The organism is Variovorax sp. UC122_21 (assembly GCF_044056785.1).
Lineage (GTDB): Bacteria > Pseudomonadota > Gammaproteobacteria > Burkholderiales > Burkholderiaceae_C > Variovorax.
In genome coordinates this window covers 242,795-266,944 of record NZ_CP172004.1, presented here as the reverse complement: position 1 = coordinate 266,944, position 24,150 = coordinate 242,795, and the positions used below count along the sequence as shown (strand labels likewise).

20 protein-coding genes and 4 pseudogenes are annotated in these 24,150 nt (G+C 71.1%); 18 read left to right on the top strand and 6 right to left on the bottom strand.

What is annotated here, in order from left to right; translation table 11 throughout:
- Window positions 1-4: 4 nt before the first annotated feature.
- The 5 genes and pseudogenes from ACHMXE_RS13505 to ACHMXE_RS13485 all read left to right on the top strand — a co-directional run bounded on the left by ACHMXE_RS13505 (window position 5) and on the right by ACHMXE_RS13485 (window position 4,810).
- Window positions 5-799: an ABC transporter permease gene (locus ACHMXE_RS13505; RefSeq protein ID WP_395349738.1), complete on the top strand. Its 795-nt coding sequence runs from the start codon at window positions 5-7 to the stop codon at window positions 797-799.
- On the top strand, window positions 800-1,096 hold the full coding sequence (locus ACHMXE_RS13500) for a 2Fe-2S iron-sulfur cluster-binding protein (protein ID WP_209543049.1): 297 nt from the start codon (window positions 800-802) through the stop codon (window positions 1,094-1,096).
- Window positions 1,093-2,502 carry an FAD-dependent oxidoreductase gene (locus tag ACHMXE_RS13495; protein ID WP_395349737.1) on the top strand — a complete coding sequence of 470 codons (1,410 nt, stop codon included), beginning with the start codon at window positions 1,093-1,095 and terminating at the stop codon, window positions 2,500-2,502. Before ACHMXE_RS13500 ends, ACHMXE_RS13495 begins: the two co-directional genes overlap by 4 nt.
- A pseudogene (locus ACHMXE_RS13490) lies at window positions 2,499-3,629 on the top strand (NAD(P)/FAD-dependent oxidoreductase); the annotation flags it as partial. The gene ACHMXE_RS13495 and the pseudogene ACHMXE_RS13490, both read left to right, overlap by 4 nt.
- A 116-nt stretch (window positions 3,630-3,745) precedes the next feature.
- Window positions 3,746-4,810 (top strand): ABC transporter substrate-binding protein, encoded by a 1,065-nt coding sequence (locus ACHMXE_RS13485; RefSeq protein ID WP_395349736.1) that lies wholly within the window; start codon window positions 3,746-3,748, stop codon window positions 4,808-4,810.
- A gap of 21 nt (window positions 4,811-4,831) precedes the next feature.
- Here the strand turns inward: ACHMXE_RS13485 and tet are convergent, their stop codons facing one another.
- Complete coding sequence (gene tet / locus ACHMXE_RS13480) at window positions 4,832-6,034, bottom strand: Tet(A)/Tet(B)/Tet(C) family tetracycline efflux MFS transporter (protein WP_395349735.1); 1,203 nt, start codon at window positions 6,032-6,034, stop codon at window positions 4,832-4,834.
- A 93-nt stretch (window positions 6,035-6,127) separates the two neighbouring features.
- Here tet and tetR point away from each other — a divergent pair.
- A pseudogene (gene tetR, locus ACHMXE_RS13475) lies at window positions 6,128-6,812 on the top strand (tetracycline resistance transcriptional repressor TetR).
- Between the two features lie 80 nt (window positions 6,813-6,892).
- Here the strand turns inward: tetR and ACHMXE_RS13470 are convergent.
- Window positions 6,893-8,546 (bottom strand): annotated as a pseudogene (locus tag ACHMXE_RS13470) (GMC family oxidoreductase).
- A gap of 126 nt (window positions 8,547-8,672) precedes the next feature.
- Between ACHMXE_RS13470 and ACHMXE_RS13465 the strand changes: the two are divergent.
- The 6 genes from ACHMXE_RS13465 to ACHMXE_RS13440 all read left to right on the top strand — a co-directional run bounded on the left by ACHMXE_RS13465 (window position 8,673) and on the right by ACHMXE_RS13440 (window position 13,761).
- Window positions 8,673-9,569: a LysR family transcriptional regulator gene (locus ACHMXE_RS13465; RefSeq protein ID WP_395349734.1), complete on the top strand. Its 897-nt coding sequence runs from the start codon at window positions 8,673-8,675 to the stop codon at window positions 9,567-9,569.
- Between the two features lie 220 nt (window positions 9,570-9,789).
- Window positions 9,790-10,962 carry an MlaE family ABC transporter permease gene (locus tag ACHMXE_RS13460; protein WP_395349733.1) on the top strand — a complete coding sequence of 391 codons (1,173 nt, stop codon included), beginning with the start codon at window positions 9,790-9,792 and terminating at the stop codon, window positions 10,960-10,962.
- A complete protein-coding gene (locus tag ACHMXE_RS13455; RefSeq protein WP_203203242.1) occupies window positions 10,959-11,813 on the top strand; it encodes an ABC transporter ATP-binding protein in 855 nt (284 codons plus the stop codon). Before ACHMXE_RS13460 ends, ACHMXE_RS13455 begins: the two co-directional genes overlap by 4 nt.
- Before the next feature lie 3 nt (window positions 11,814-11,816).
- The gene (locus ACHMXE_RS13450) at window positions 11,817-12,788 is read left to right on the top strand and encodes an MlaD family protein (protein ID WP_203203243.1); all 972 of its coding nucleotides are present in this window, start codon (window positions 11,817-11,819) and stop codon (window positions 12,786-12,788) included.
- A 33-nt stretch (window positions 12,789-12,821) separates the two neighbouring features.
- Complete coding sequence (locus ACHMXE_RS13445; RefSeq protein WP_203203244.1) at window positions 12,822-13,484, top strand: ABC-type transport auxiliary lipoprotein family protein; 663 nt, start codon at window positions 12,822-12,824, stop codon at window positions 13,482-13,484.
- A gap of 55 nt (window positions 13,485-13,539) precedes the next feature.
- On the top strand, window positions 13,540-13,761 hold the full coding sequence (locus ACHMXE_RS13440; RefSeq protein WP_057593185.1) for a hypothetical protein: 222 nt from the start codon (window positions 13,540-13,542) through the stop codon (window positions 13,759-13,761).
- Between the two features lie 134 nt (window positions 13,762-13,895).
- Here ACHMXE_RS13440 and ACHMXE_RS13435 read toward each other — a convergent pair whose 3' ends face one another.
- The 4 genes from ACHMXE_RS13435 to ACHMXE_RS13420 all read right to left on the bottom strand — a co-directional run bounded on the left by ACHMXE_RS13435 (window position 13,896) and on the right by ACHMXE_RS13420 (window position 17,299).
- The gene (locus ACHMXE_RS13435) at window positions 13,896-14,933 is read right to left on the bottom strand and encodes a hypothetical protein (RefSeq protein WP_395349731.1); all 1,038 of its coding nucleotides are present in this window, start codon (window positions 14,931-14,933) and stop codon (window positions 13,896-13,898) included.
- Window positions 14,930-15,214, bottom strand: a complete 285-nt coding sequence (locus ACHMXE_RS13430) for a hypothetical protein (RefSeq protein WP_395349730.1) — start codon at window positions 15,212-15,214, stop codon at window positions 14,930-14,932. The genes ACHMXE_RS13435 and ACHMXE_RS13430 overlap by 4 nt, the downstream gene beginning before the upstream one ends.
- Window positions 15,211-16,170: a serine hydrolase domain-containing protein gene (locus ACHMXE_RS13425; RefSeq protein ID WP_395349729.1), complete on the bottom strand. Its 960-nt coding sequence runs from the start codon at window positions 16,168-16,170 to the stop codon at window positions 15,211-15,213. The genes ACHMXE_RS13430 and ACHMXE_RS13425 overlap by 4 nt, the downstream gene beginning before the upstream one ends.
- A gap of 295 nt (window positions 16,171-16,465) precedes the next feature.
- Window positions 16,466-17,299, bottom strand: coding sequence for an IclR family transcriptional regulator (locus tag ACHMXE_RS13420; protein WP_203203247.1), 834 nt, complete (start codon window positions 17,297-17,299; stop codon window positions 16,466-16,468).
- 116 nt (window positions 17,300-17,415) lie between these two features.
- On the opposite strand from ACHMXE_RS13420, the pseudogene ACHMXE_RS13415 reads away from it, so the two are divergent.
- The 6 genes and pseudogenes from ACHMXE_RS13415 to fahA all read left to right on the top strand — a co-directional run bounded on the left by ACHMXE_RS13415 (window position 17,416) and on the right by fahA (window position 24,121).
- A pseudogene (locus ACHMXE_RS13415) lies at window positions 17,416-18,376 on the top strand (MBL fold metallo-hydrolase).
- 152 nt (window positions 18,377-18,528) lie between these two features.
- Entirely contained in the window at window positions 18,529-20,205 is a 1,677-nt protein-coding gene (locus ACHMXE_RS13410; protein ID WP_395349728.1) for an FAD-dependent oxidoreductase, read from the top strand.
- A 25-nt stretch (window positions 20,206-20,230) separates the two neighbouring features.
- Window positions 20,231-20,428 carry a DUF2783 domain-containing protein gene (locus tag ACHMXE_RS13405; RefSeq protein ID WP_057593179.1) on the top strand — a complete coding sequence of 66 codons (198 nt, stop codon included), beginning with the start codon at window positions 20,231-20,233 and terminating at the stop codon, window positions 20,426-20,428.
- 21 nt (window positions 20,429-20,449) lie between these two features.
- Window positions 20,450-21,760, top strand: a complete 1,311-nt coding sequence (hmgA, locus tag ACHMXE_RS13400; protein ID WP_395349727.1) for a homogentisate 1,2-dioxygenase — start codon at window positions 20,450-20,452, stop codon at window positions 21,758-21,760.
- Window positions 21,757-22,731: a tripartite tricarboxylate transporter substrate binding protein gene (locus tag ACHMXE_RS13395; RefSeq protein WP_203203250.1), complete on the top strand. Its 975-nt coding sequence runs from the start codon at window positions 21,757-21,759 to the stop codon at window positions 22,729-22,731. The genes hmgA and ACHMXE_RS13395 overlap by 4 nt, the downstream gene beginning before the upstream one ends.
- 121 nt (window positions 22,732-22,852) lie before the next feature.
- Window positions 22,853-24,121, top strand: coding sequence for a fumarylacetoacetase (gene fahA / locus ACHMXE_RS13390; protein ID WP_395349726.1), 1,269 nt, complete (start codon window positions 22,853-22,855; stop codon window positions 24,119-24,121).
- Window positions 24,122-24,150: the final 29 nt, after the last annotated feature.

The window sequence follows — 24,150 nt, the reverse complement described above, 5'->3', positions numbered from 1 at the left end:
TCGCATGAGCAGGAACGGCCCCATCGCCCTCGCGTTCAACGCGCTCGTCATCACCTTCATGCTGGCCCCGCTGCTGGTGGTCTGCATCGTCGCGTTCACGCCCGAGAACACGCTGACCATCCCGACCACGCATTTCTCGCTGCGCTGGTTCGAGGCGGTGTTCGCGCATCCGGACTTCATGCAGTCGTTCTGGAACAGCCTGTGGCTCGCGCTGAGCGCGGCCACCATCGCAACGCTGCTCGCGGTGCCGGCCGGCATGGCGATCACGCGCTACGACTTCCCGGGCCGCGACTTCCTCAACGGCCTGTTCCTGTCGCCGCTGATCATTCCGCACCTGGTGCTCGGCGTCGCGCTGCTGCGGCTGTTCGCGCTGGTGGGCGGCACCGGCAGCTTCGGCTGGCTGGTGATGGCGCATGCGCTGATCGTCACGCCCTACACGCTGCGGCTGGTGGTGGCGGCGCTGGTGGGCTTCGACCGCAGCGCCGAGCAGGCGGCGCTCTCGCTGGGCGCGAGCCAGGCCACGGTGTTCCGCCGCATCACGCTGCCGATGATCCTGCCGGGCGTCACCGGCGGCTGGATGCTGGCCTTCATCAACAGCTTCGACGAAGTGACGATGTCGATCTTCGTCACCTCGCCGAGCACGGTGACGCTGCCGGTGCGCATGTACATGTACGCCACCGAATCGATCGACCCGCTGATGGCCGCGGTGTCGGCGCTGATGGTGGCCGTGACCGCCGTCGCGATGGTGGTGCTCGACCGGCTCTATGGCCTGGACCGCGTGCTGGTGGGGCGCAAGTAGATGGCGACCCACGCATTGCTGCACCGCGTGGCCGAGACCGGCCGCGCCACGGTGCCCTTCACGCTCGACGGCGCGCCCGCGTCGGCGCTGGCCGGCGACACGGTGCTGACCGCCGTGCTCACGCAGGCCGCCCAGCTGCGCCGCAACGAGTTCAGCGACGCGCCGCGCGCGGGCTTCTGCATGATGGGCGCCTGCCAGGACTGCTGGATCGCGACCGCCGAGGGCGAGCGGCTGCGCGCCTGCTCCACCTTCATCGCGCCGGGCATGGCGCTGGTCACCGGGCGGAGCGAGGCATGACGACGACGGCACTTCCTCCCGTGATCGTCGGCGCCGGACCGGCCGGCGTGCGCGCCGCGCAGGCGCTGGTCGCGCATGGCTTGCGGCCGATCGTCATCGACGAGGCCGCGCGCGCCGGCGGACAGATCTACCGCCGCCCGCCCGCCAACTTCGTCGAACGCGCGGCGGCCACGCTCTACGGCTTCGAGGCGGCACGTGCGAACGCGGTGCACGCGGCCTTCGACGGCCTGCGCGATCGCATCGACCACCGGCCCGACAGCCTGGTGTGGAACGCACAGGGCGGCGTGCTCGACGTGCTGCACGGCCCGACGCGCAGCACCGCGCGCGTGCCGCATGGCCCGCTGATCGTGGCCACCGGCGCCACCGACCGCGTGCTGCCGCTGCCGGGCTGGACCCTGCCCGGCGTCTACACGCTCGGCGGCGCGCAGGTGGCGCTCAAGTTCCAGGGCTGCGCCATCGGGCGGCGCGTGGTGTTCATGGGCACGGGGCCGCTGCTCTACCTCGTGGCCTACCAGTATGCGAAGGCCGGCGCGCGGGTCGCGGCCGTGCTCGACACCGCGCGCCTCGCGGACCAGGTCGCGGCCACGCCCGCGATGCTGCGGCAGCCGGCGGTGCTCGCGAAGGGCGTCTACTTCGTTGCCTGGCTGCGCGCGCATGGCGTGCCGCTGCATGGCGGCGTGCGGCCGCTGCGCGTGCTCGGCGACGACGGCGCGAGCCGCGTCACCGGCGTCGCCTGGCACGACGGGCGCGAGGAACGCCGCATCGACTGCGATGCCGTCGGCTTCGGCTACGCGCTGCGTTCCGAGACCCAGCTCGCCGACCTGCTGGGCTGCCGCTTCGAATTCGCGCCGATGCACCGCGCCCACCTGCCGGTGCGCGACGCGGCGGGCCGCTCGAGCGTGGCGGGCGTGTACCTCGCGGGCGATGGTGCCGGCATCATGGGTGCCGACGCGGCCGAGTGGGCCGGCGAACGCGCGGCGCTCGCGCTGCTCGCGGACCAGGGCGTGGCCGTCGATGGCGCGCGCGCCGCGCTGCTCGAACGCAAGCTCGATGCGCTGACGGGCTTTCGCCGCGGGCTCGAACGCGCGTTTCCGCTGCCGCAGGACTGGGCCGCCCACGCACCCGACGAGCTCGTCGTCTGCCGCTGCGAGAACGTCACGGCCGGCACGCTGCGCCAGACCGTCGCCGTCAATGGCGCCGACGAGCTCAACCGCCTCAAGGCGCTGTCGCGCGTGGGCATGGGCCGTTGCCAGGGCCGCATGTGCGGCGTGGCCGCGGCCGAGATCCTCGCGCATGAAACCGGCCAGCCACTCGCGCAGGTCGGCCGGCTGCGCGGGCAGGCGCCGGTCAAGCCGATACCGATCCGGCTCGTCACGCAGGCCCCCGCCGATGGAGTCAGCGCATGAGCACCACCCGCACCCTGCGCACTGACGTGGCGATCGTCGGCGGCGGCATCGTGGGTTCGTCGGCCGCGCTCGCGCTGCGGCGCATGGGCCTGGACGTGGTGCTGCTCGAGCGCGACCTCTGCGGCTCGCGCTCCAGCGGCGTCAACTACGGCGGCGTGCGACGCCAGGGCCGGCCCTTGAGCCAGCTGCCGCTGGCGCAGCGCGCGCACCGCATCTGGGGCCGTCTCGGCGAGCTGATCGGCACCGAGGGCGAGTACCAGCGCTCGGGCCATTTCAAGATCGGCCGCAGCGAGGACGACATGGCCGCGCTCGAGCGCTACCGCGCGAGCGTGCGCGACGCCGGCTTCGACCTCGGGCTCGAGCTGGTGACGGGCACGCGGCTGCGCGAGCACTGCCCCTGGCTCGGCGCGCGCGCGCTCGGCGGCTCGCTGTGCATCGAGGACGGGCAGGCCAATCCACGGCTGGTGTCGCCGGCCTTCGCGCTCGCTGCGCGCCATGCGGGCGCGCAGGTGCTTGAGCGCCACCGCGTCGACGAGGTCGCGCACGACGGCACGCTGTTCCGGCTGCGCGCCACGCATGCCGAGGGCACGCTCGAGGTGCGCTCGCCGGTGCTGCTGAACTGCGCGGGCGCCTGGTCGGGCCCGATCGCCACCCACTTCGGCGAGGCCGTGCCGCTGCAGTCGGGCCATCCCGCGATGGCGGTGACCGAGCCCCTGCCCTTCTTCATGGACTGGAGCCTCGGCGTCGAGGGCGGCGGCATCTACTGCCGCCAGGTCGCGCGCGGCAACCTGGTGCTCGGCGGCGGCGCCGGCATCGGGCTCGATGCCGAGCGCGCGCGTTCCGAGCGCGACGCCATCGCCACGCTGTCGACGCAGGCGATCGAGCTGCTGCCGCGGCTCGCGCATGCGCACTTCATCCGCACCTGGAGCGGCACCGAGGGCTACCTGCCCGACCGCCAGCCGGTGCTGGGACCGAGCCGCACCACGCCCGGCCTGTTCCACGGCTTCGGCTTCGCGGGCGCGGGCTTCCAGATCGGCCCGGCCGCGGGCGAGGTGCTGGCCGAGCTGGCGCGCGATGGCCGCAGCACCACGCCGATCGAGGCCTTCGCGATCGAGCGCTTCTTTCCCCGACGCGAAGGCCGAGCGGCCCGTCGAAGCCGCCGCATCGGCATCGCACTGAACACGACAAGAGCAACCCACCGCAACCGCAGATCCACCCTCGACACTGAACGGAAAGTCCCACCATGGCACGACGCGACCGCACTTCCTTTTTCCTCACCTTCGCCGCCACCGCGGCGGCCGCCCTCGCGGGCTTCGGCGGCGCGGCCCACGCGCAGACGAAGACGCTCTACATCGGCATGAACGGCGGCACGATGGAGAAGGCGTACACGCAGTACGTCTTCCCGGCCTTCGAGAAGCTCTACGGCGCGAAGGTGGTGGTGGTGCCCGGCACCTCCTCCGACATCCTCGCCAAGGCGCAGGCCAACAAGGACCGGCCGCAGATGCACGTGATGTTCCTCGACGACGGCATCATGGTGCGCGCCATCGGCATGGGCCTGTGCCAGAAGCAGAAGCCCAATCCCTCGCTGGCCGAGATCTACCCGGCCGCGCGCTTCAAGGACGACATGGCCAGCGGCGTGAGCCTGGGCATGACCGGCCTGGCCTACAACGCCAAGATGTTCAAGGAGAAGGGCTGGGCCGCGCCCACCTCGTGGATGGACCTGGCCGATCCGAAGTTCAAGGGCAAGGTGGTGTTCCAGTCGATGTCGTCCTCGTCCTTCGGGCTGCACGGCTTCCTGATGTTCAACCGCATCCAGGGCGGCAACGACAAGAACGTGGAGCCCGGCTTCAAGGCCTGGCCGACCACCGTCGGCCCGAACGTGCTCGAGTACATCCCGAGCTCGGCCAAGCTCTCGGAGATGGTGCAGACCGGCGAAGCCGCGATCTTCCCGCTCACGCCGACGGCCGTGGCCGCGCTCAAGGTCAAGGGCATCCCGGTGGAATACGCGCCGCCCAAGGAAGGCGCGGTGGTGCTGATGGTGGGCCAGTGCGTGATCGCCAACAACAGCGAGCCCGAGCTGTCGCAGAAGCTCGCCGAGTTCCTGCTGAGCCCGCTGGCGCAGGCCAACGTGCTGCAGTACGGCGCGCAGATCCCGACCAATCCCAAGGCCCCGGCCGTGGGCGAGGGCGCGACGCAGGTGGCCGAGATCAACCAGTGGATGAAGACCGCGATCACCATCGACTGGGAGAGCATCAACGCCAACCGGCCGGCCTGGAACGCGCGCTGGAACAAGACGATCGAGAAGTGACCGCGCCGCCGGCGGAGCGGCTCAGCGCGTGCGGCGCAGCAGCACCGGCAGGCACAACAGGTAGAGCGAGGCGCCCGCGAGCCACACGATGCCCGGAAAGCGCGTGCGGAACGCGAAGTACAGCGGGCTGATCAGGAGCGGCCCGAACACCGCGGCCAGGCTGGTGATGCTCGCGAGCACGCCCTGCAGCCGGCCCTGCTGCGCCTCGCCCACGCGCGCCGACAGCGTGGCCTGCAGCGCGGGCGCGCATACGCCGCCCATGCACAGCAGCGGCAGCAGCGCGATGGCCATCCAGCCCTGGGAGGCGAAGGCGATCAGCGCATAGCCGGTACCGTCGGCGATGGTGCCGACGGCGATCGCCGCGCGCTCGCCCCAGCGCTCGACCAGCGGGCCGGCCGCGAAGCCCTGCACCAGCGCATGGAGCAGGCCGAAGACCGCAAGCGAGAAGCCGACCATGGTGCCGTTCCAGGCATAGCGGTCCTGGCCGTAGAGCACCCAGGTGGTGCCCGCGACCTCGCCCACCAGCACCAGCAGCAGGAACACGCCGAGCAGCGGCAGCAGCGCGGGAAAGCTCGTGGCCCAGCGCAGCGGCGCGAGCGGATGCAGCACGCCGCGGTCGAAGGGCTGCGCGGCGAGCGCCGGCGGCCGCGATTCGCGCAGCACCAGCAGGCCGACCAGGAAGGTCAGGCCGTTGAGCGCGGCCGCCGCGATGAAGGGCAGGCGCACGCCGTGGTCGCCGAGCACGCCGCCGAGCGCCGGCCCGGCGATGAAGCCCAGCCCGAAGCAGGCGCCCATGCGGCCGAACCAGCGCGCGCGCTGGTGCTCGGGCGTGAGGTCGGCGATGGCGGCCGAGGCCACGGCCATGCTCGCGCCCGTCATGCCGGCGATCGCGCGGCCCACGAACAGCAGCCACAGCGACGGCGCGAAGGCCATGAACAGCGCGTCGATCGCCGCGCCCAGCACCGAGATCAGCAGCACCGGCCGGCGGCCGAAGCGGTCGCTGAGCGCGCCGAGCACGGGCGCGCAGAGGAACTGCATCAGCGCGTAGAGCGAGAGGAAGGCGCCGAAGTGCCAGCCGAGCTCGCCGCTGTGGCCGACCTCACGCAGCAGGCTCGGCACGATCGGCATGACCAGGCTGATGCCGATGGCGTCGAGCGTGACGATCGCCAGGATCACCGCCTGCGCATGGCGGCCTCCGGCGAATGGAATGGAAGTGGAGGACATGTCAGAATTTATCGTTGATAAGGAATTATCAGCGATAAATTTTGGGCTGTGAAGTACCCTCCCGGATCGACACCCGGCAAGCACGACATCTGAATGAAACTGGACCGCGACGTGATCCTCCAGGCGGCGCTCGCGCTGCTCGACGAGGTCGGCATGGACAAGCTCAGCACCCGGCTGCTGGCCGAGCGGCTCGGCGTGCAGCAGCCCGCCCTCTACTGGCACTTCAAGAACAAGCGCGCGCTGCTCGACGCGATGAACGGCGAGATCCTGCGCCGCAGCCATCACCGCAAGCTGCCGCTGCCCGACGAGAGCTGGGAGGGCTTCCTGCGCGAGAACGCGCGCAGCTTCCGGCGCGCGCTGCTGGCGCGGCGCGACGGCGCGCGCCTGCATGCGGGCTCCGAGCCCGACCCCGGGCGACCTCGACATGGTGGAAGCCCAGCTCGCGGCCGTGGTGCGCCTGGGCGTGCCGCCCGCGCAGGCGATGACCCTGCTGATCGCGCTGGGCCGCTACACCGTGGGCTGCGTGCTCGAGCAGCAGGCGACGCCGGCCGACGCGGCGATGCAGCAGCAGACGCTCGATGCCGCAGCGGCCTCGCGGCCGTTGCTGGCGGAGGCTTTCGCGAGCTACCGCGCGGCGGGGCCCGATGCGTTGTTCGAGATCGGGGTGGACCTGATGCTCGAGGGGGCGAAGGTGCGGCTCGAAGAAGCCGCCGGCCGGGGACGTGCCCCAGCTGCCACGTTGCGTTCCAGAAAGGAAAACCCAACCCGTTCACGCTGAGCTTGTCGAAGCGCCGCGCAAGGCTTCGCCCTTCGACAGGCTCAGGACAGGCCAGGCTCGGCCCGAACGGTTCCTCGCTCTCAGCGCCCGGCGTCCGCGCGAATCCAGCCGGCCGCCTTCTCCGCCATCATCAAGGTCGGACTGTTGGTGTTGCCGCTCGTGATCGTCGGCATCGCGCCCGCGTCGACCACACGCAGCCCCTGCACGCCGCGCACGCGCAGCCGCGCATCGAGCACCGCCATCGGGTCGCCGTCGGCGCCCATCCTGGTGGTGCCCACCGGATGGAAGATGGTCGTCGCGATGTCGCCGGCCAGGCGCGCGAGGTCCTCGTCGCTCTGGTACTGCACGCCGGGCTTCCATTCCTGCGGCTTGTACTTGGCGAGCGCGGGCTGCGCGGCGATGCGGCGCGTCACGCGCAGCGAGTCGGCCGCCACCTTGCGGTCGGCGTCGGTGCTCAGGTAGTTGGGCGCGATCGCCGGCGCGTCCGCGAAGCGATTCGAGCGGATGCGCACCGTGCCGCGGCTCGTGGGATTGAGGTTGCACACGCTCGCGGTGAAGGCCGGGAACGCGTGCAGCGGCTCGCCGAAGGCATCGAGCGACAGCGGCTGCACGTGGTACTGGATGTTGGGCCACTCGCGGTCGGGCGAGCTGCGCGTGAAGGCGCCGAGCTGCGAGGGCGCCATGCTCGATCGGGCCGCTGCGGCTCAGCAGGTACTCGAGACCGATGCGCGCCTTGCCGACCATCGACGAGGCCAGCACGTTGAGCGTGGGCGCGCCGTCGATCTTGTAGACCGCGCGGATCTGCAGGTGGTCCTGCAGGTTGGCGCCGACGCCGGGCGCGTCGACCGCCACCTCGATGCCGTGCTGGCGCAGCAGCTCGGCCGGGCCGATGCCCGAGAGCTGCAGGATCTGCGGCGAGCCGATGCTGCCCGCGCTCAGGATCACCTCGCGCGTGGCGTGCGCCGTCACCATCTCGTGGCCGTTCCAGATCCGGGCGCCGGTGCAGCGTTGCGTGCCGTCGGCCTGCCGCTCGAGCACCAGCTGCGAGACCTGCGCGCCGGTCCAGAGCTCGAAGTTGGGCCGGCCGTAGCAGGTGGGCCGCAGGAAGGCCTTGGCCGTGTTCCAGCGCCAGCCGTTCTTCTGATTGACCTGGAAGTAGCCCACGCCCTCGTTGCTGCCGCGGTTGAAGTCGGTGGTGTGCGGCACGCCGGCCTCGACCGCGGCGGCCGCGAAGGCGTCGAGGATGTCCCAGCGCAGCCGCTGCTTCTCGACCCGCCATTCGCCGCCCGCGCCGTGCATCTCGTCGGCGCCGAGGTAGAAGTCCTCGTGCTTCTTGAAGGCCGGCAGCACGTTCTGCCAGCGCCATTCCTCGTCGCCGGTGAGCGATGCCCACTGCTCGTAGTCGCGCGACTGGCCGCGCATGTAGATCATGCCGTTGATGCTCGAGCAGCCGCCCAGCGTCTTGCCGCGCGGATAGCGCAGCACGCGGCCGTTGAGGCCGGCGTCGGGCTCGGTGCTGTAGAGCCAGTCGGTGCGCGGGTTGCCGATGCAGTAGAGGTAGCCCACCGGGATGTGGATCCAGTGGTAGTCGTCCTTGCGGCCGGCCTCGACCAGCAGCACGCGCTTGTCCTTGTCGGCGCTGAGCCGGTTCGCGAGCAGCGCGCCGGCGGTGCCCGCGCCGATGACGATGTAGTCGAAGGTGGTGTCGTTGCTCAAGGGGCTTGTCTCCGTCATCGATATTTCCCGTACTCATGGATCGGCCGTGAGCCGCTGCGCCTGATTTGGCCCAATCCACGCCAGGAATGCCAATGAAATCGAATCAGATGGCGTATAAATCCGATTTATATGACTGCCGCCGCGATGGACCTGCAAATTCTGCGCGCCTTCGTGCTGGCCGCGCGCGAAGGCAGCGTCTCGCGCGCCGCGGCCCGGCTGCACCTCACGCAGCCGGCCGTGAGCCTGCAGCTCAAGCGGCTGGCCGAGGACACCGGCCTGCAGCTGTTCACGCGCACGCCGCACGGGCTGGCGCTCACGGCCGACGGCGCGGCGCTGCTGCCGCAGGCCGAGCGCGTGCTGGCCGCGGTGGGCGACCTGCAGCAGGCGGCGCGCAACCTGCAGTCGACGGTGCGTGGCGCGCTGCGCATCGGCACCATCCTCGATCCCGAATTCACGCGCCTGGGCATGTTCCTGCGCGAGTTGGTCGAGTCGGCGCCGCAGATCGAGACCGAGCTGCGCCACGGCATGAGCGGCACGGTGCTGGCGCAGGTGCTGCGCGGGGAGCTCGACGTGGGCTTCCACCTCGATGCGGACGGCGATGCGCACGCGGCCGGCGGCGATCCGGCGCTGGCGGCGCGCACCCTCACGCGCTTCACCTACCGCGTGGTGGCGCCGGCCGGCTGGGGGCCGCAGGTGACGGGGCGCGACTGGAAGGCGCTGGCCGCGCTGCCCTGGCTCGGTACGCCGCCCGAGTCGGCGCACCACCGGCTGCTCGAACGCGTGTTCGGGCCGCTGGGGCTGGCGCCGCGCCGCGTGGCGCTGGTCGACCAGGAGGCCTCGATGCTCGACCTGCTGAAGTCGGGCGTGGGCCTGAGCCTGCTGCGCGACTCGATCGCGATCCGCGAGAGCCAGGCCCACGGCCTGGTGCTGGCCGACCGGGTGCAGCTCGACTGCGCGCTGCGCTTCGTGTCGCTGGCGGCGCGGCGCAACGAGCCGGTGATCGCGAGTGCCTGGGATGCGCTGACCCGCGCCTGGAGCTGAGAAGGTACGGATGACCCGCTGCGCGCCCCGATCGGTCTCACGAAAAGTTAAGAAAGGCCTCAGGAAAAACGGCGTGCTTCCCTACGTAATCCAGGGTTCGGTCGCACATGGCGCCCCGGGGCCTACGGTTACGATGCGCGCTGCATTTTGAAACCTTTGGTTCGTCCCGCGCCTCTTTCCGCCTTCTTCCTCCTCCTCTTCCCACCCGCTCCCCCGGACCATGCCCTCCACCACGCCGCCTGCCGACAGCCCCGCTGCAGCCGACGTCGGCGCGAGCCCCCGCATCGAGTCGCGCGAGCAGGACGGCAAGCACTGGATCGTGGCGAGCGGCCGCTGGACCACGCTGGCGATGTCCTCGCCGTCCGACTGGCAGGCGCTCGCGAAGAGCCTGGACGCGCTGCCCAGGCAGGACGACGCGGCCTGGGACCTGCGCCCGATCGCGCAGCTCGACCACATCGGCGCGCAGCTGCTGTGGGAACGCTGGCACCACGACTGGCCGGCCACGCTCGAGCTGGCGCCGCAGCACAAGGCGGTGCTCGACCAGGTGGCGCAGTACACCGTCGGCACGCCCGAGGAACCGCCCAAGACGCTGGTCGAACGGCTGCGCGACTTCTCGCACAACGGCCCGCGCGCGATGGGCGTGACGCGCGACTTCGTCGGCCTGATCGGCCAGCTCACGATCGACGTCGGCAGGCTGCTGGCGGCACCGCACCGCGGGCCCTGGCGCGACTTCTCGGGCCATCTCTACCAGTTCGGCGCGACGGCGCTGCACATCACGGCGCTGGTCGGGCTGCTGATCGGCGTGGTGCTGGCCTACCTGATCTCGCAGCAGCTGCGCCAGTACGGCGCCGAGACCTTCGTGGTCAACATCCTCGGCCTGTCGCTGGTGCGCGAGCTCGGTCCGGTGCTCGCGGCGGTGCTGATCGCGGGCCGCTCGGGCTCGGCGATCACCGCGCAGATCGGCGTGATGCGCGTGACCGAGGAGCTCGACGCGATGCGCGTGATGGGCATCCCGCACGGCTTCCGGCTGGTGATGCCGCGCGTGCTGGCGCTCGCCATCGCGATGCCGCTGATCAGCCTGTGGACCTCGATGGCGGCGCTCCTGGGCGGCATGCTCGCGGCCGACGCAGCGCTCGACATCTCGCCGGCTTATTTCCTCTCGGCGCTGCCGCGCGCGGTGCCGATCGCCAACCTCTGGCTGGCCACCGCCAAGTCGGCGGTGTTCGGCATCCTGATCGCGCTGATCGGCTGCTACTTCGGCATGAAGGTCAAGCCCAACACCGAGAGCCTGGGGCGCGGCACCACCTCGTCGGTCGTGACCTCGATCACCGCGGTGATCCTGGTCGACGCGCTGTTCGCCGTGCTGTTCAAGGGCATCGGGTTCCGCGGATGAACACGCAGGCCACGCCCTCTTCCGCCGCGTCCGAGACCGTGGTCGACATCCGTCGCCTGTGGACGGTGTTCAAGAACACCGACGGCGAGCAGGTGGTGCACCGCGACCTCGACCTGCGCATCGAGCGCGGCGAGGTGCTGTCGCTCGTCGGCGGCTCGGGCACCGGCAAGACGGTGCTGCTGCGCCAGATCCTCGGGCTCGAGAAGCCCTCGAAGGGCACGGTCGAGGTGCTGGGCCAGGCGCCCGGCGAGCTCAGCGCGGCCGGCGCGGCCAACGTCGGCATGCTGTTCCAGCACGGCGCGCTGTTCTCGGCCTTCAGCGTGCTCGAGAACATCGCCTTTCCGCTGCGCGAGCTCAAGCTGCTGCCCGACGAGCTGATCCGCAACGCGGCGCTGGTCAAGCTGCAGATGGTGGGCCTGGAGCCGCGCCATGCGAACCGCAGCCCGGCCGACCTGTCGGGCGGCATGATCAAGCGCGTGGCGCTGGCGCGCGCGCTGATCATGGACCCGCCGCTGCTGCTGCTCGACGAACCCACGGCCGGCCTCGATCCCGAGGCCTCCGACAGCTTCTGCGACCTGCTGCGCGGGCTGCACCGCGAGCTCGGCCTCACGGTGGTGATGGTCACGCACGACCTCGACACGCTGTTCGACCTGAGCACCCGCATCGCGGTGCTGGCCGACCAGAAGGTCATCGCCAGCGGCACCGCGCGCGAGGTGATCGCCTACCCGCATCCCTTCATCCACGAGTACTTTCTCGGAGGGCGCGGCCAACGCGCCCTGGAGGCGCTGCACGACCGACCCGCCCCCGAACGACATGCGCCGCGGCCCGAGGCCGGCGGCGCCGAAAGGTAGTCCATGGAAAACAAGGCCCATGCCCTCGCCGCCGGAGCCTTCGTGCTCGGCCTGCTCGCCGTGCTCGTGGGGCTGGTGATCTGGTTCACGCGCGACAACACCGTGCGCAACATCTACGAGCTCTCCACGCGCGACGCGGTCAGCGGCCTGCAGCCGCAGGCGATGGTGCGCTACCGCGGCATCGCGGTCGGCAAGGTCACGCTGATCGACTTCGACCCCAAGGTGAAGGGCAACGTGCGCGTGCGCATCACGGTCGACGAACGCGTGCCGCTGACCACCTCGAGCTTCGCCACCCTGAGCTACCAGGGCGTGACCGGCCTGGCCTTCATCGCGCTGGACGACAAGGGCGAATCGAACGTGGCGCTCAAGCCCGACAACGGCGACCCGCCGCGCATCCCGCTCAAGCCCTCGATGCTGGCCCAGCTGCAGGACCGCGGCGAGGCGATCATCAACCAGGTCGAGGAGGTGACCAAGCGCGCCAACCGCCTGCTCAACGACGACAACCAGAAGCGCGTGGCCGACGCGCTCGAGAACATCGCGGCCGCGACCTCGAGCGCCAACCAGCTGATGCTGCGCCTCGACGGCACCGTGAAGACCGGCGTCGCGCCCGTGCTGCAGCGGCTGCCCGACACGCTCGACTCGGTGAAGAAGGCCGCGGGCGACGTCTCGCGCGTGGCCAACAACTTCAACGGCACCGTGACCCGGCTCAACGCGCCCGACGGCCCGGTGCAGCGGCTGGGCGACGGCACCAAGGCGCTGGCGCAGGCGGTCGACTCCTTCAACGCCGCCACGCTGCCGCGCGTGAACCGCGTGGCCGACGACACCTCGCACGCGGTGCGCCGGCTCGGCCGCGCGGCCGACAGCATCAACGACAACCCGCAATCGCTGCTGTTCGGCAACGGCGGCGCGGCGGCCGGACCGGGCGAGCCGGGCTTCTCGCCGCCGGCCGCGAGCGGCAACGGCGCCAGGCCCTGAGGCCGCGGCATCCACGATGGCAGGACAACGACCATGAAGAACGCCACGCATCCTCTTTCCGCCCTCGCGCTCGGCCTCGCGCTGCTGCTGGCCGGCTGCGGCGCGCTGCCCGACAAGCCCCAGCGCGCCACGCTCTACGACTTCGGCCCCGGGCCGATGGCCGCGCAGCAGGCGAGCAGCGCGCCGACGCCGCAGGCCATGATCGCGCTGCCCGAGATCGAGGCCAGTCCGCGGCTCGACGGCACGCAGATCCTCTACCGGCTCGGCTATGCCGACGCCAACGAACTCAAGCCCTATGGCCAGTCGCGCTGGAGCCTGTCGCCCGCGCAACTGCTGCGCCAGCGGCTGCGCGACACGCTGGCCGAGCGCCGCACCGTGCTCGGCCCCGAGGAGAGCGCGACCATCGCGCGCAGCGAGGGCCGCGTGCCCGACACGCTGCGGCTGTCGCTCGACGAGTTCAGCCACTACTTCGAATCGCCCGCGGCCAGCGTGGGCCTGGTGCGGCTGCGCGCCACGCTCGTGCGCGGCGGCACCGGCGGCGACCGCGTGCTGGGCCAGAAGCTGATCACCGTGCGCCGGCCCGCGCCGAGCGCCGATGCGCCCGGCGGCGTGAAGGCACTGGCCGCGGCCAGCGACGCGGCGATCGCCGAGCTCGTGCAGTGGGTGGATCAGCAGCAGCAACAGCAGCCGCGGTAGTAAGCTGCCGCCAGCCGCGGCACACCGCATCGGCCCACGGACGGAGGACACGCACATGAACGCCACCCGCATCGTCGGCATCATCCTGATCGTCGCCGGCATCGCCGGGCTCGGTCTCGGCGGCTTCAGCTTCACGCGCGAGACGCACCAGGCCAAGCTCGGGCCGATCGAGCTGTCGGTGAAGGAGAAGCAGACCGTGAACTTCCCGGCCTGGGCCGGCGTCGCGGCGATCGTGGTGGGCGGCGTGCTGGTGCTGTTCGGCGGCCGCAAGGGCTGAGCGGCTCGAGCGGCTCGAGCGGCCTCACAAGGTGTGAAGAAACCGTAGCGAGCGCCCCGAGGTCGCGCCGAGGACCGGAGCCGTACCTTGTACGGTGAGGACCGCAGGTGCGAGATCGGGGCGCGCAGGTGCGTTTATTCATACCTTGTCAGCCACCGCCGCGCGGCACGGCCAGCTTCTCCTTCACCGCCTCCACCATGCGGTCGCCCAGCGCCAGTTGCCCATGCATCGAGAAGTGGGTGTCGTTGGGCATGTAGAAGTCGCGGATCGCGGTCTTTCTGCCGCTGGGCGAAGGCGAACAGGTCGGGGCCGAGCCCGGCTTCGTTGAAGGCCTTCACGAAGGCCTGCGAATGCGTGGGATCGAGGTAGGTGGTGGTCTTGTCGGGCACCACCATCCACAGGATGGTCACCCCGTCCCGGGCCTTGGCGAAGGCCTGCAGCTGCGCCGCGTGCTCCGCCGTGAGTTCGCGGCCGGTCGCGTCGACGGACAGGAACAGCGCCATCCCGCATCGCCGGTTGCTGAACAGCGCGCAGCCGTCGGGCACGGCCGCCGCGCGCACCTGCGGGTCGCAGCCGCTGCGCTCCTCGCCGGCGATCGCGGCGCGGGTGCAGCGCGCCGTGAGAAAGCCCGCGTAGAACTGCCCGTCCCAGTTGAGCGCGAAGCCCGGCACCTTGTCGAGCGGCGGCAACGGCACCTCGCGCTCGGTGACCATCGGCTTCCTCATCTCCACGCAGCCCTGCGAGCGCTCGAGACGCGCATCGACGAGCCGCTCCACGCTCTCGATGATCACCAGCTTGCCGTGGAAGCCGCCGTCCGTGAGCCAGCGATCGAAGTCGTCGCACAGCGATTCGCCGACCTCCAGCCAGGACGTGGAGGCCACGCCCCAGCCTTCCTGGACCAGCCGCGACTGCCAGCGGCGCGTGAGCGAGAAGCTGTCGCCGATGACCAGGATGTCGGCCTGCTCGATCGGCGTGCCGCGCAGCAGCGCCGCATCGACGCGCGGCGGATCGATGCGCCAGCCGAAGTCGTGTTCGGAGATGCGCCCGAGGCGCGAGAGGTCGCCATAGGGCACGGGCGTGAAGAGCGTCTGCATCACGAGGCCGAACAGCACCGCATAGCCGACGCCGAAGATCCCGAGCCACAGCCTGGCGAAGGGGGGTTTCACTGTCATGGCGCCTCCGCGCGCAGTTCGGCCTGGAAGCCATAGGAGTTGGAAAAGACGAGGTCGATGCCCTCGGTGCCATCGTCGCGCAGCCGCAGCAGGTAGCGGGTGCGCAGCGGTTCGCCGAGGATGCGTGCCTCCACGTCGAAGCTGCGCGCATCGCTCCAGCGGCCCCGGGTGGCGACCACCGGCATCGGGCCGCCCGCGGGGCTGGTGCGGAACAGGCCGTCGAGGCCGATCGGCGCGGTGAAGCGCTCGTCGGCGCCGCCGGGTGCGCGCGCGGCGGTCACGATCTCGTAGTGCGGGTTCGCGGGATCGAGCGCGAGCCGCAGGCTGCGCAGTCCGATGGGGGTTGCTGGCGAAGCGCCAGGTGCGGCCCGCCAGGCGTTGCCGCGCCGCCCTCGGGCACCGGGCCGACCTCGGAGGGCTTCTCGGCCGTGGCCTTGGCCACCGAGGCCTCGAGCGCGGCCTGGGCCGCGGCATCGTCGGCAACGGCGCCGCCGGCCTTGACCGAGCGCAGGATGCGTTCGATCAAGAGCGGCACCGGCGCCGCGCGCGTGCTCGTGAACACCGCCACCGCGTCCGCCTCGGGCAGCACCACGATGCCCTGGCCGTTGTGGCCCATGGCCATGTAGATGCGGCGCGCGGGCAGGGTCCACCAGCCGTTGGCATAGAAGAAGCCCGGCGTTCCGAGGTCCTTCATCTCGACCGTGGCCGCGAGGTTCCTCGCGACCCAGGCGGCCGGCAGCAGTTGGCGGTCTTCCCAGCGGCCGCCGCGCAGATAGAGCTGGCCGATCTTCGCCATGTCGCGCGGCTGCAGCGCCAGGCCGAAGCCGCCCACGGGCAGGCCCTGCGGGTCCTGGCGCCAGCGCAGGTCGGCGATGCCCAGCGGCTCGAACAGGCGCTCGGTGGCATAGGCCCGCAGATCGCCGCCGGTGCGCCGCGCGAGCAGGGCCGACAGCAACTGCGAGTTGCCGCTGTTGTAGTTGAAGCCGGCGCCGGGCGCCTGCGCCATCGGACGGCCGCGCACGTAGGCGGCCCAGTCGCGCGAACGCTCCATCTCGATCAGCGAGACCGGCTTGCCGCGGTCGTTGAGCGGCTCGGTCCAGTCGATGCCCGAGGTCATGTCGAGCAGGTGCGCGACCGTGACCGCGGCGCGCCGGGGATCGGTGGCGTCGTCGAACACCGGGTCGCCGAGGCGCAGCTTGCCTTCCTCGATGGCGATGCCCGCGAGCGTGCCGACCACGGCCTTGGTGACCGAGTTGACCGCGTGGCGCAGGCCGGGCGAAACGGCGCGTAGTAGGCCTCCACCACGATGCGGCCGTGGCGCACCACCAGCAGGCTGTCGAGCTGGTGGGTGGCGCCGAGCTCGACCAGCCGCGCGAGCTCGGCCGGGTCCATGCCCTGCGAGCCGGGCGTGGCGACGGTCCAGCCGGCGGTGGGCCAGGGGCCGTCGTCGGCCGCGGCGGCAGCACCGGCGAAAGCGAGCGACACCGACAGCGAAAGAGCCTGCAGGCCCGCGGCCACGGTCTGCGACGCCCTCATCGGCGGCTCGCCCCCAGCCGCTGCGACACCGCGTCCGCGCAGCCCTTGAGCGCGGTGCCGATGGCGCCGTCCCAGGCGGTGTCGAAGATGCCGGCCGGGCCGATGGCGGTGATCGCGAGCACGATCGCGCCCGTGTGGTCGAACACCGGCGCGGCCATGGCGCTCACGCCCTCGATCACCTCGCCGTCGGAACGGCTGATGCCGTGCGCGCGCACCTCCTGCAGCTGGCGCTCGAAATCGGCCCACGAGGGCAGCGGCTGCACCGGCGGCATGCCGGCCGGCGGCGCGGGCTCGGCCTTGCGCTGCTTCTGGCGCTGGCGCTCGGCCTCGAGCAGGTCGCGCACACGCCCGGCGTCGAGGTAGGCCGCGAACACCCGGCCCGAGGCCGTGTTGGTCAGCGAGAACACCGTGCCGTGGCGCATGTTGACGTGCACCGGCGAGGGCGACTCGGCCGTGCGCACGATGGTCGCGCCGCGCGCGCCCCAGACCGCCAGCGCGATGGTGTGGCCGGTCTGCTGCGCGAGCTGGGCGATGGCCGGCGTGGCGATGTGCACCGGGTCGGCCTGCTGCAGGCTGATCAGGCCCAGTTGCAGCGCCAGCGGGCCGAGCAGATAGTGGCCGCTCGCACGGTCCTGCTCGATCAGCCCCAGCCGGCCGAAGCTCACCATGTAGGGATGCGCCTTGGCGGGCGTCATGTCGGCCTCGCGGGCCAGGTCCTTGAGCGCCATCGGCCGGCCGTGGTGCACCAGCGCGCGCAGCAGCTGGCCGCCGACCTCGATGCTCTGGATGCCACGCTGGGCGCGGTCGGCGTCGGGTTGTGCTTCGTTCATGGAGTGGGGATTAGACATGAAGCGATTCGAGGCTTACACTCGCGGAAATTCGTTAACTGCAAATTCGTTCGCCCTAAACGAATTCACTCCCCCCCAACACTCCACGGAGACACACGATGAGCCAAGCCAAGAAATTCGCCAGCCAGGCCGACATGGAAGAGAAGAAGGTCACCTTCAGCCAGATCTCGGAACACGCGTGGGCCTACACCGCCGAGGGCGACCCGAACACCGGCATCGTGATCGGCGACGACTGCGTGCTGGTGGCCGACACCCAGGCCACGCCCGCGATGGCGGCCGATGTGGTGCGCCGCATCCGCGAAGTGACCGACAAGCCGATCAAGTACGTGGTGCTCACGCACTACCACGCGGTGCGCGTGCTGGGCGCGGCCGGCTACGGCGCCGAGCACATCCTGGCGAGCCAGGACACGCGCGACCTGATCGTCGAGCGCGGCGAGCAGGACAAGGCCAGCGAGATCGGCCGCTTCCCGCGCCTGTTCCAGAACGTCGAGACGGTGCCGCCGGGCCTGACCTGGCCCACCATGACCTTCACCGGCAAGATGACCCTGTGGCTCGGCAAGCTCGAGGTGCAGCTGCTGCAGCTCGGCCGCGGCCACACCAAGGGCGACACCGTGGCCTGGCTGCCGCAGGAACGCGCGCTGCTCTCGGGCGACCTGGTCGAGTTCGGCGCCACGCCGTACGCGGGCGACGCCTACTTCAAGGACTGGCCGCAGACGCTGGACAACGTCGCCGCCCTCAAGCCCGCCGCGCTGGTGCCGGGCCGCGGCGCCGCGCTGACCACGCCCGAGGCCGTGGCCGAGGGCCTGACGGGCACGCGCGACTTCATCGCCGACGTCTACGCCAGCGTGCAGGAAGGCGTGAAGGCCGGGCGCGACCTGAACGCGGTCTACAAGGACACCTACGAGAAGCTCAAGCCCAAGTACAGCCAGTGGGTGATCTTCGACCACTGCATGCCCTTCGACGTGAGCCGCGCCTACGACGAGGCCTCGGGCCATGTTCGACCCGCGCGTGTGGACGGCCGAGCGCGACGTGGAGATGTGGAAGGCGCTCGAAGGCTGAGATGAATGCCTCCCTCCCCCTCTGGGGGAGGGCCGGGTGGGGGCACGCGGCGACCGCACGATGCGCGGCCTGCCCCCATCCCCACCTTCCCCCAGAGGGGGAAGGCGCAAGACAAGAGAGACGAAGACGGCACAGAGACGGAGACAACGGACGTGAACGCACTCGCCACCGAAGCCGCGCAGGTCGACTACCAGAGCCTGCGCTTCGACTACCGCCGCCACCCCGACCAGGACGCGGCCCCGCCCGCGCGCCACCCGGTGGTGGTGGTCGGCGCCGGCCCCGTGGGCCTGGCGCTGGCCATCGACCTCGCGCTGCACCAGGTGCCGGTGGTGCTGCTCGACAACGACAACACGCTGTCGACCGGATCGCGCGCGATCTGCTTCGCCAAGCGCACGCTCGAGGTCTTCGACCGTCTGGGCTGCGGCGACCGCATGGTCGACAAGGGCGTGTCGTGGAACATCGGCAAGGTCTACTTCCACGACGAGCAGGTCTACCGCTTCGACCTGCTGCCCGAGCCCGGCCACGAGCGCCCGGCCTTCATCAACCTGCAGCAGTACTACGTCGAGGGCTACCTGGCCGAGCGCGCGGCGCAGCTGCCGCTGATCGACATCCGCTGGAACAACAAGGTCACCGGCATCGCGCAGGACGCCGCGGGCGCGACGCTGACCGTGGAGACGCCCGAGGGCGAGTACCGGCTGGCCGCCGACTACGTGAGCGCCTGCGACGGCTCGCGCTCGAACCTGCGCCAGCTGCTGGGCCAGGAATCGAAGGGCCGCGTGTTCCGCGACCGCTTCCTGATCGCCGACATCACGATGGACGCGCAGCTGCCGACCGAGCGCCGCTTCTGGTTCGACCCGCCGTTCCATCCGGGCCAGAGCGTGCTGCTGCACAAGCAGGCCGACGGCATGTGGCGCATCGACTTCCAGCTCGGCTGGGAGGCCGACCCGGTGGAGGAGCGCAAGCCCGAGCGCATCGTGCCGCGCGTGCGCGCGCTGCTCGACAGCATCGGCCACGCGGGCGTGCAGTTCGAGATCGGCTGGGCCAGCGTCTACACCTTCGCCTGCCAGCGCATGGACAGCTTCCGCCACGGCCGCGTGCTGTTCGCGGGCGACTCGGCGCACGGCGTGTCGCCGTTCGGCGCGCGCGGCGCCAACTCGGGCGTGCAGGACGCCGACAACCTGGCCTGGAAGCTGGCCGCCGTGGTGCGCGGCGAGGCGCCCGACGCGCTGCTCGACAGCTATGCGGGCGAACGCGAATACGCGGCCGACGAGAACATCCGCAACTCCACGCGCGCCACCGACTTCATCACGCCCAAGAGCGAGGTCAGCCGGCTGTTCCGCGACGCGGTGCTGGCGCTGACGCGGCGGCACGCCTTCGCGCGCACGCTGGTCAACAGCGGCCGGCTGTCGGTGCCCTCGGTGCTGCGCGGCTCGCCGCTCAACACGCCCGACGCACACGGCGACGGCTTCGCGGGCGCGATGGTGCCGGGCGCGGCCGCGGCCGACGCGCCGGTGGCGCTCGCCGACGGCGGCAGCGGCTGGCTGCTGCGCGAGCTCGGCCGCGCGCACGGCTTCACGGCGCTGGTGTTCGGCGATACCGACGACGCGGCGGTCGCGCGGAGCCTGCGCGCCATCGAGGCCGCGGCGCTGCCGCTGCGCACCGTGCGCGTGCCCGCGGGCGAGGCGAGCGAACTGGCCGTGCGGCGCTACGATGCGCACCCCGGCACCGTCTACCTGCTGCGCCCCGACCAGCATGTGAGCGCGCGCTGGCGCGCGCCATCGTCCGCGCAGATCCGCGCGGCCTTCGACCGCGCGCTCGGCAAGGCCTGAGACGACACGCAGCGAGACATTGCCCATGACCGCATCCACCCCCACGCTGATCACCGACGCGCACCTCGAGGCGCCCGACGATTTCTACGAAGCGCTGATCGAGGCGCACCAGGGCCTGAGCACCGAGGAGAGCCACGCGTACAACGCGCGCCTCGTGCTGCTGCTGGCCAACCACATCGGCTCGCTGCCTGTGCTGCGCGAAGCGCTCGCGGCCGCGAAATGAACACCACCCAGTGAGGACACCATGACCGCCGCAACTCCCGCCACCGAGCGCCGCTACCAGAGCGGCTTCGGCAACGAATACGCGTCCGAGGCCGTGCCCGGCGCGCTGCCGCAGGGCCGCAACAACCCGCAGCGCGGGCCCTTCGACCTCTACACGGAGCTGCTCTCGGGCACCGCCTTCACCGCGCCGCGCCACGAGAACCGCCGCACCTGGCTCTACCGCCGCCAGCCCTCGGTGGTGTCGGGCCGCTACCAGCCCTATGCGCAGGCGCACTGGAGCACCGGCGCCGACCGCGAGATCGCGCTGCCGCCCGAGCCGATGCGCTGGCATCCGCAGCCGCTGGACGGCGCGGGGGAGCACGACTTCGTCGACGGCATGCACACCATCGCGGCCAACGGCGATGCCGAGTCGCAGGTCGGCATCGGCTCGCTGATGTACCTGGCGGGCCGCTCGATGGACAAGCGCGCCTTCGTCAACGCCGACGGCGAGATGCTGGTGGTGCCGCAGCAGGGCCGGCTGGTCATCACCACCGAGCTCGGCGTGCTCGAGGTGAAGCCCGGCGAGATCGCGCTGCTGCCGCGCGGCATGGCCTTCAAGGTGGCGCTGCCCGACGGCCTCTCGCGCGGCTACGTCTGCGAGAACTACGGCGCGCACTTCCGCCTGCCCGAGCTCGGCCCGATCGGTTCGAACGGCCTGGCCAACGCGCGCGACTTCCAGGCGCCGGTGGCGGCCTTCGAAGCGGAAGAAGGCGGCTACGAGATCGTCAAGAAGTTCGGCGGCCGCTTCTGGCACGCGCCGATGAAGCAGACGCCCTTCAACGTGGTCGCCTGGCACGGCAACCTCGCGCCCGTGATGTACGACACCGCGCACTTCATGGTGATCGGCTCGATCAGCTTCGACCATCCCGATCCCTCGATCTTCACCGTGCTGACCTCGCCCAGCGACACGCCCGGCACCGCCAACTGCGACTTCGTGATCTTCCCGCCGCGCTGGATGGTGATGGAGAACACCTTCCGTCCGCCGTGGTTCCACCGCAACCTGATGAGCGAGTTCATGGGCCTGGTGCTCGGCGAGTACGACGCCAAGCCCGGCGGCTTCAAGCCCGGCGGCGCGAGCCTGCACAACAGCATGGTGCCGCACGGTCCCGACGAGGAAGCCTTCGACAAGGCCACCCACGCCGACCTCAAGCCGCACAAGCTCGACAACACGCTGGCCTTCATGTTCGAGAGCCGTTACCGTTTCATCCCGACCAATTTCGCGCTGCAGAGCCAGGCGCTCGACACCGACTACGCCGACTGCTGGGCCGGCCTCAAGGATCAGTTCAAGCCATGAACCCCGTCTTCGCACTGACGCGCCGCGCCGCGGTCCTCGCGCTGCTCGCCGCGCCCCTGTTCTCGCAGGCTGCGGACTTCCCCGCCAAGCCGATCCGCTTCATCGTGCCCTACACCCCGGGCGGCACCACCGACCTGGTGGCGCGCACCGTGGGCCAGAAGGTGTCGGAGAAGCTGGGCCAGCCGGTGCTGATCGACAACCGCGGCGGCGCGGGCGGCAACATCGGCATGGATGCCGTGGCCAAGGCCGCGCCCGACGGCTACACCATCGGCTTCGGCGCCATCTCGACCAATGCGCTGAACCCGCACATCTACAAGTCGATGGCCTTCGATCCGCGCAAGGACTTCACCGCCATCAGCCTGCTGGGCACCTCGACCATCGTGCTCGAAGTGCCGGCGGCCTCGCCGATCAAGTCGGTGGCCGACCTGATCGCGGCCGCGAAGAAGACCCCCGGCATGCCCTACGCCACCGCGGGCGCGGGCACCTCGATGAACCTGGCCGGCGTGATGTTCGCGCAGATGACCGGCACCGAGCTGACCCACGTGGCCTACAAGGGCAGCGGCCCGGCCATCACCGACATGCTGGGCAACAACATCGGCCTGATGTTCGACAACCTGCCGGCCTCGCTGCCGCACATCCAGGCCGGCAAGCTGCGCGCTCTGGCCGTCGCCGGTCCCACGCGCTCGCCCTCGCTGCCCGAGGTGCCGACCATCGCCGAGGCCGGCCTCAAGGGCTATGCGCTCGAGCCCTGGTTCGGCGTCTACGGCCCCGCCAACCTGCCGGCGCCGATCGTGAAGGCGCTCAACGAGGCCTTCGTGGAGGCGCTCGCGCAGCCCGACGTGAAGGCCAAGCTGGCGCAGGCCGGCTTCTCGCCGCGCGGCTCGAGCGCGCAGGAACTGGCGACGCTCACGCAGACCGAGTACCAGCGGCTCGGCGAGGTGGCGAAGAAGGCCGGGATGACGGCCGAGTGAGCGCCCGATGAACACCCTGGTCCGTTCACGCTGAGCCTGTCGAAGCGCCGCGCGCGGCTTCGACAAGCTCAGCCCGAACGGTCCGTGACGATAGAACCGAATACAGAACCGAAGGACATCCATGACCACCGCACTGAACGCCACCCACGACCCAAAGCTGCGCAGCTGGGTCGCCTCGGCCAATGAAGCCGGCAGCGACTTCCCGATCCAGAACCTGCCCTTCGGCCGCTTCCGCGCCGCCGGCAGCACCGAGGCCTTCCGCATCGGCGTCGCCATCGGCGACCAGGTGCTCGACCTGCGCGCCGCGGGCCTCGTCGACAGCGACGACATGAACGCGCTGATGGCCGCGGGCACCAAGGAGCGCCAGGCGCTGCGCGCCGCGCTCTCGGCCGGCCTCGCCGAAGGCAGCGACAAGCAGGCCGCCTGGTCGAAGGCGCTGCTCGCGCAGGCCCAGGCCGAGATGACCGTGCCCTGCCGCATCGGCGACTACACCGACTTCTACACCGGCATCCACCACGCGACCACGATCGGCAAGCTGTTCCGTCCCGACCAGCCGCTGATGCCCAACTACAAGTGGGTGCCGATCGGCTACCACGGCCGCGCCTCGTCGATCGGCGTGAGCGGCCAGGTCTTCAAGCGCCCGCAGGGCCAGACCAAGGCGCCCGATGCCGCCGAGCCCAGCTTCGGCCCGTCCAAGCGCCTGGACTACGAACTCGAGCTCGGCTTCCTCATCGGCCGCGGCAATGCGCTCGGCGAGCCGATCGCCATCGGCGAGGCCGAGGAGCACCTGTTCGGCGTGACCCTGCTCAACGACTGGTCGGCACGCGACCTGCAGGCCTGGGAATACCAGCCGCTCGGCCCCTTCCTCGCGAAGAACTTCGCGAGCACGCTGTCGCCGTGGATCGTGACCATGGAAGCGCTCGCGCCCTTCCGCGCGAAGTTCGAGCGGCCCGAGGGCGATCCGCAACCGCTGCCCTACCTCGATGCCCCCTCGAACCGCGAAGCCGGTGCGCTCGACATCACGCTCGAGGTGCTGCTGCAGACCGCGAAGATGCGCGAAGCCGGCGAAGCGCCGGTGCGCCTCACGCTCGGCAACACCACCGAGGCCGCCTACTGGACCGCGGCGCAGCTGGTGACGCACCACACGGTGAACGGCTGCAACCTGCAACCCGGCGACCTGCTGGGCTCGGGCACGCTCTCGGGCCCGAAGCCCGACCAGGCCGGTTCGCTGATCGAGCTCACGCTCGGCGGCAAGCAGGCCGTGACCTTGCCCAACGGCGAGAAGCGCGTCTTCCTCGAGAACGGCGACACGCTGGTGATCCGCGGCTGGTGCGAACGCGCGGGCGCGGTGCGCATCGGGCTCGGCGAGGTCCGCGGCACGGTGGTCTGACGCCACCGGCGTTGCGCATGCGCAAGGGC

Bases quoted from the DNA above. Each gene is read 5' to 3' on its own strand.
- ACHMXE_RS13465 (WP_395349734.1), top strand. From the start codon at position 8,673: ATGGACCTGCAAATTCTGCGCGCCTTCGTGCTGGCCGCGCGCGAAGGC.
- ACHMXE_RS13505 (WP_395349738.1), top strand. From the start codon at position 5: ATGAGCAGGAACGGCCCCATCGCCCTCGCGTTCAACGCGCTCGTCATC.
- ACHMXE_RS13495 (WP_395349737.1), top strand. From the start codon at position 1,093: ATGACGACGACGGCACTTCCTCCCGTGATCGTCGGCGCCGGACCGGCC.
- ACHMXE_RS13440 (WP_057593185.1), top strand. From the start codon at position 13,540: ATGAACGCCACCCGCATCGTCGGCATCATCCTGATCGTCGCCGGCATC.
- ACHMXE_RS13445 (WP_203203244.1), top strand. From the start codon at position 12,822: ATGAAGAACGCCACGCATCCTCTTTCCGCCCTCGCGCTCGGCCTCGCG.
- fahA (WP_395349726.1), top strand. From the start codon at position 22,853: ATGACCACCGCACTGAACGCCACCCACGACCCAAAGCTGCGCAGCTGG.
- ACHMXE_RS13460 (WP_395349733.1), top strand. From the start codon at position 9,790: ATGCCCTCCACCACGCCGCCTGCCGACAGCCCCGCTGCAGCCGACGTC.
- ACHMXE_RS13450 (WP_203203243.1), top strand. From the start codon at position 11,817: ATGGAAAACAAGGCCCATGCCCTCGCCGCCGGAGCCTTCGTGCTCGGC.
- ACHMXE_RS13435 (WP_395349731.1), bottom strand. From the start codon at position 14,933: ATGACAGTGAAACCCCCCTTCGCCAGGCTGTGGCTCGGGATCTTCGGC.
- ACHMXE_RS13405 (WP_057593179.1), top strand. From the start codon at position 20,231: ATGACCGCATCCACCCCCACGCTGATCACCGACGCGCACCTCGAGGCG.
- ACHMXE_RS13485 (WP_395349736.1), top strand. From the start codon at position 3,746: ATGGCACGACGCGACCGCACTTCCTTTTTCCTCACCTTCGCCGCCACC.
- ACHMXE_RS13500 (WP_209543049.1), top strand. From the start codon at position 800: ATGGCGACCCACGCATTGCTGCACCGCGTGGCCGAGACCGGCCGCGCC.
- ACHMXE_RS13455 (WP_203203242.1), top strand. From the start codon at position 10,959: ATGAACACGCAGGCCACGCCCTCTTCCGCCGCGTCCGAGACCGTGGTC.
- tet (WP_395349735.1), bottom strand. From the start codon at position 6,034: ATGTCCTCCACTTCCATTCCATTCGCCGGAGGCCGCCATGCGCAGGCG.
- ACHMXE_RS13395 (WP_203203250.1), top strand. From the start codon at position 21,757: ATGAACCCCGTCTTCGCACTGACGCGCCGCGCCGCGGTCCTCGCGCTG.
- ACHMXE_RS13420 (WP_203203247.1), bottom strand. From the start codon at position 17,299: ATGAACGAAGCACAACCCGACGCCGACCGCGCCCAGCGTGGCATCCAG.
- hmgA (WP_395349727.1), top strand. From the start codon at position 20,450: ATGACCGCCGCAACTCCCGCCACCGAGCGCCGCTACCAGAGCGGCTTC.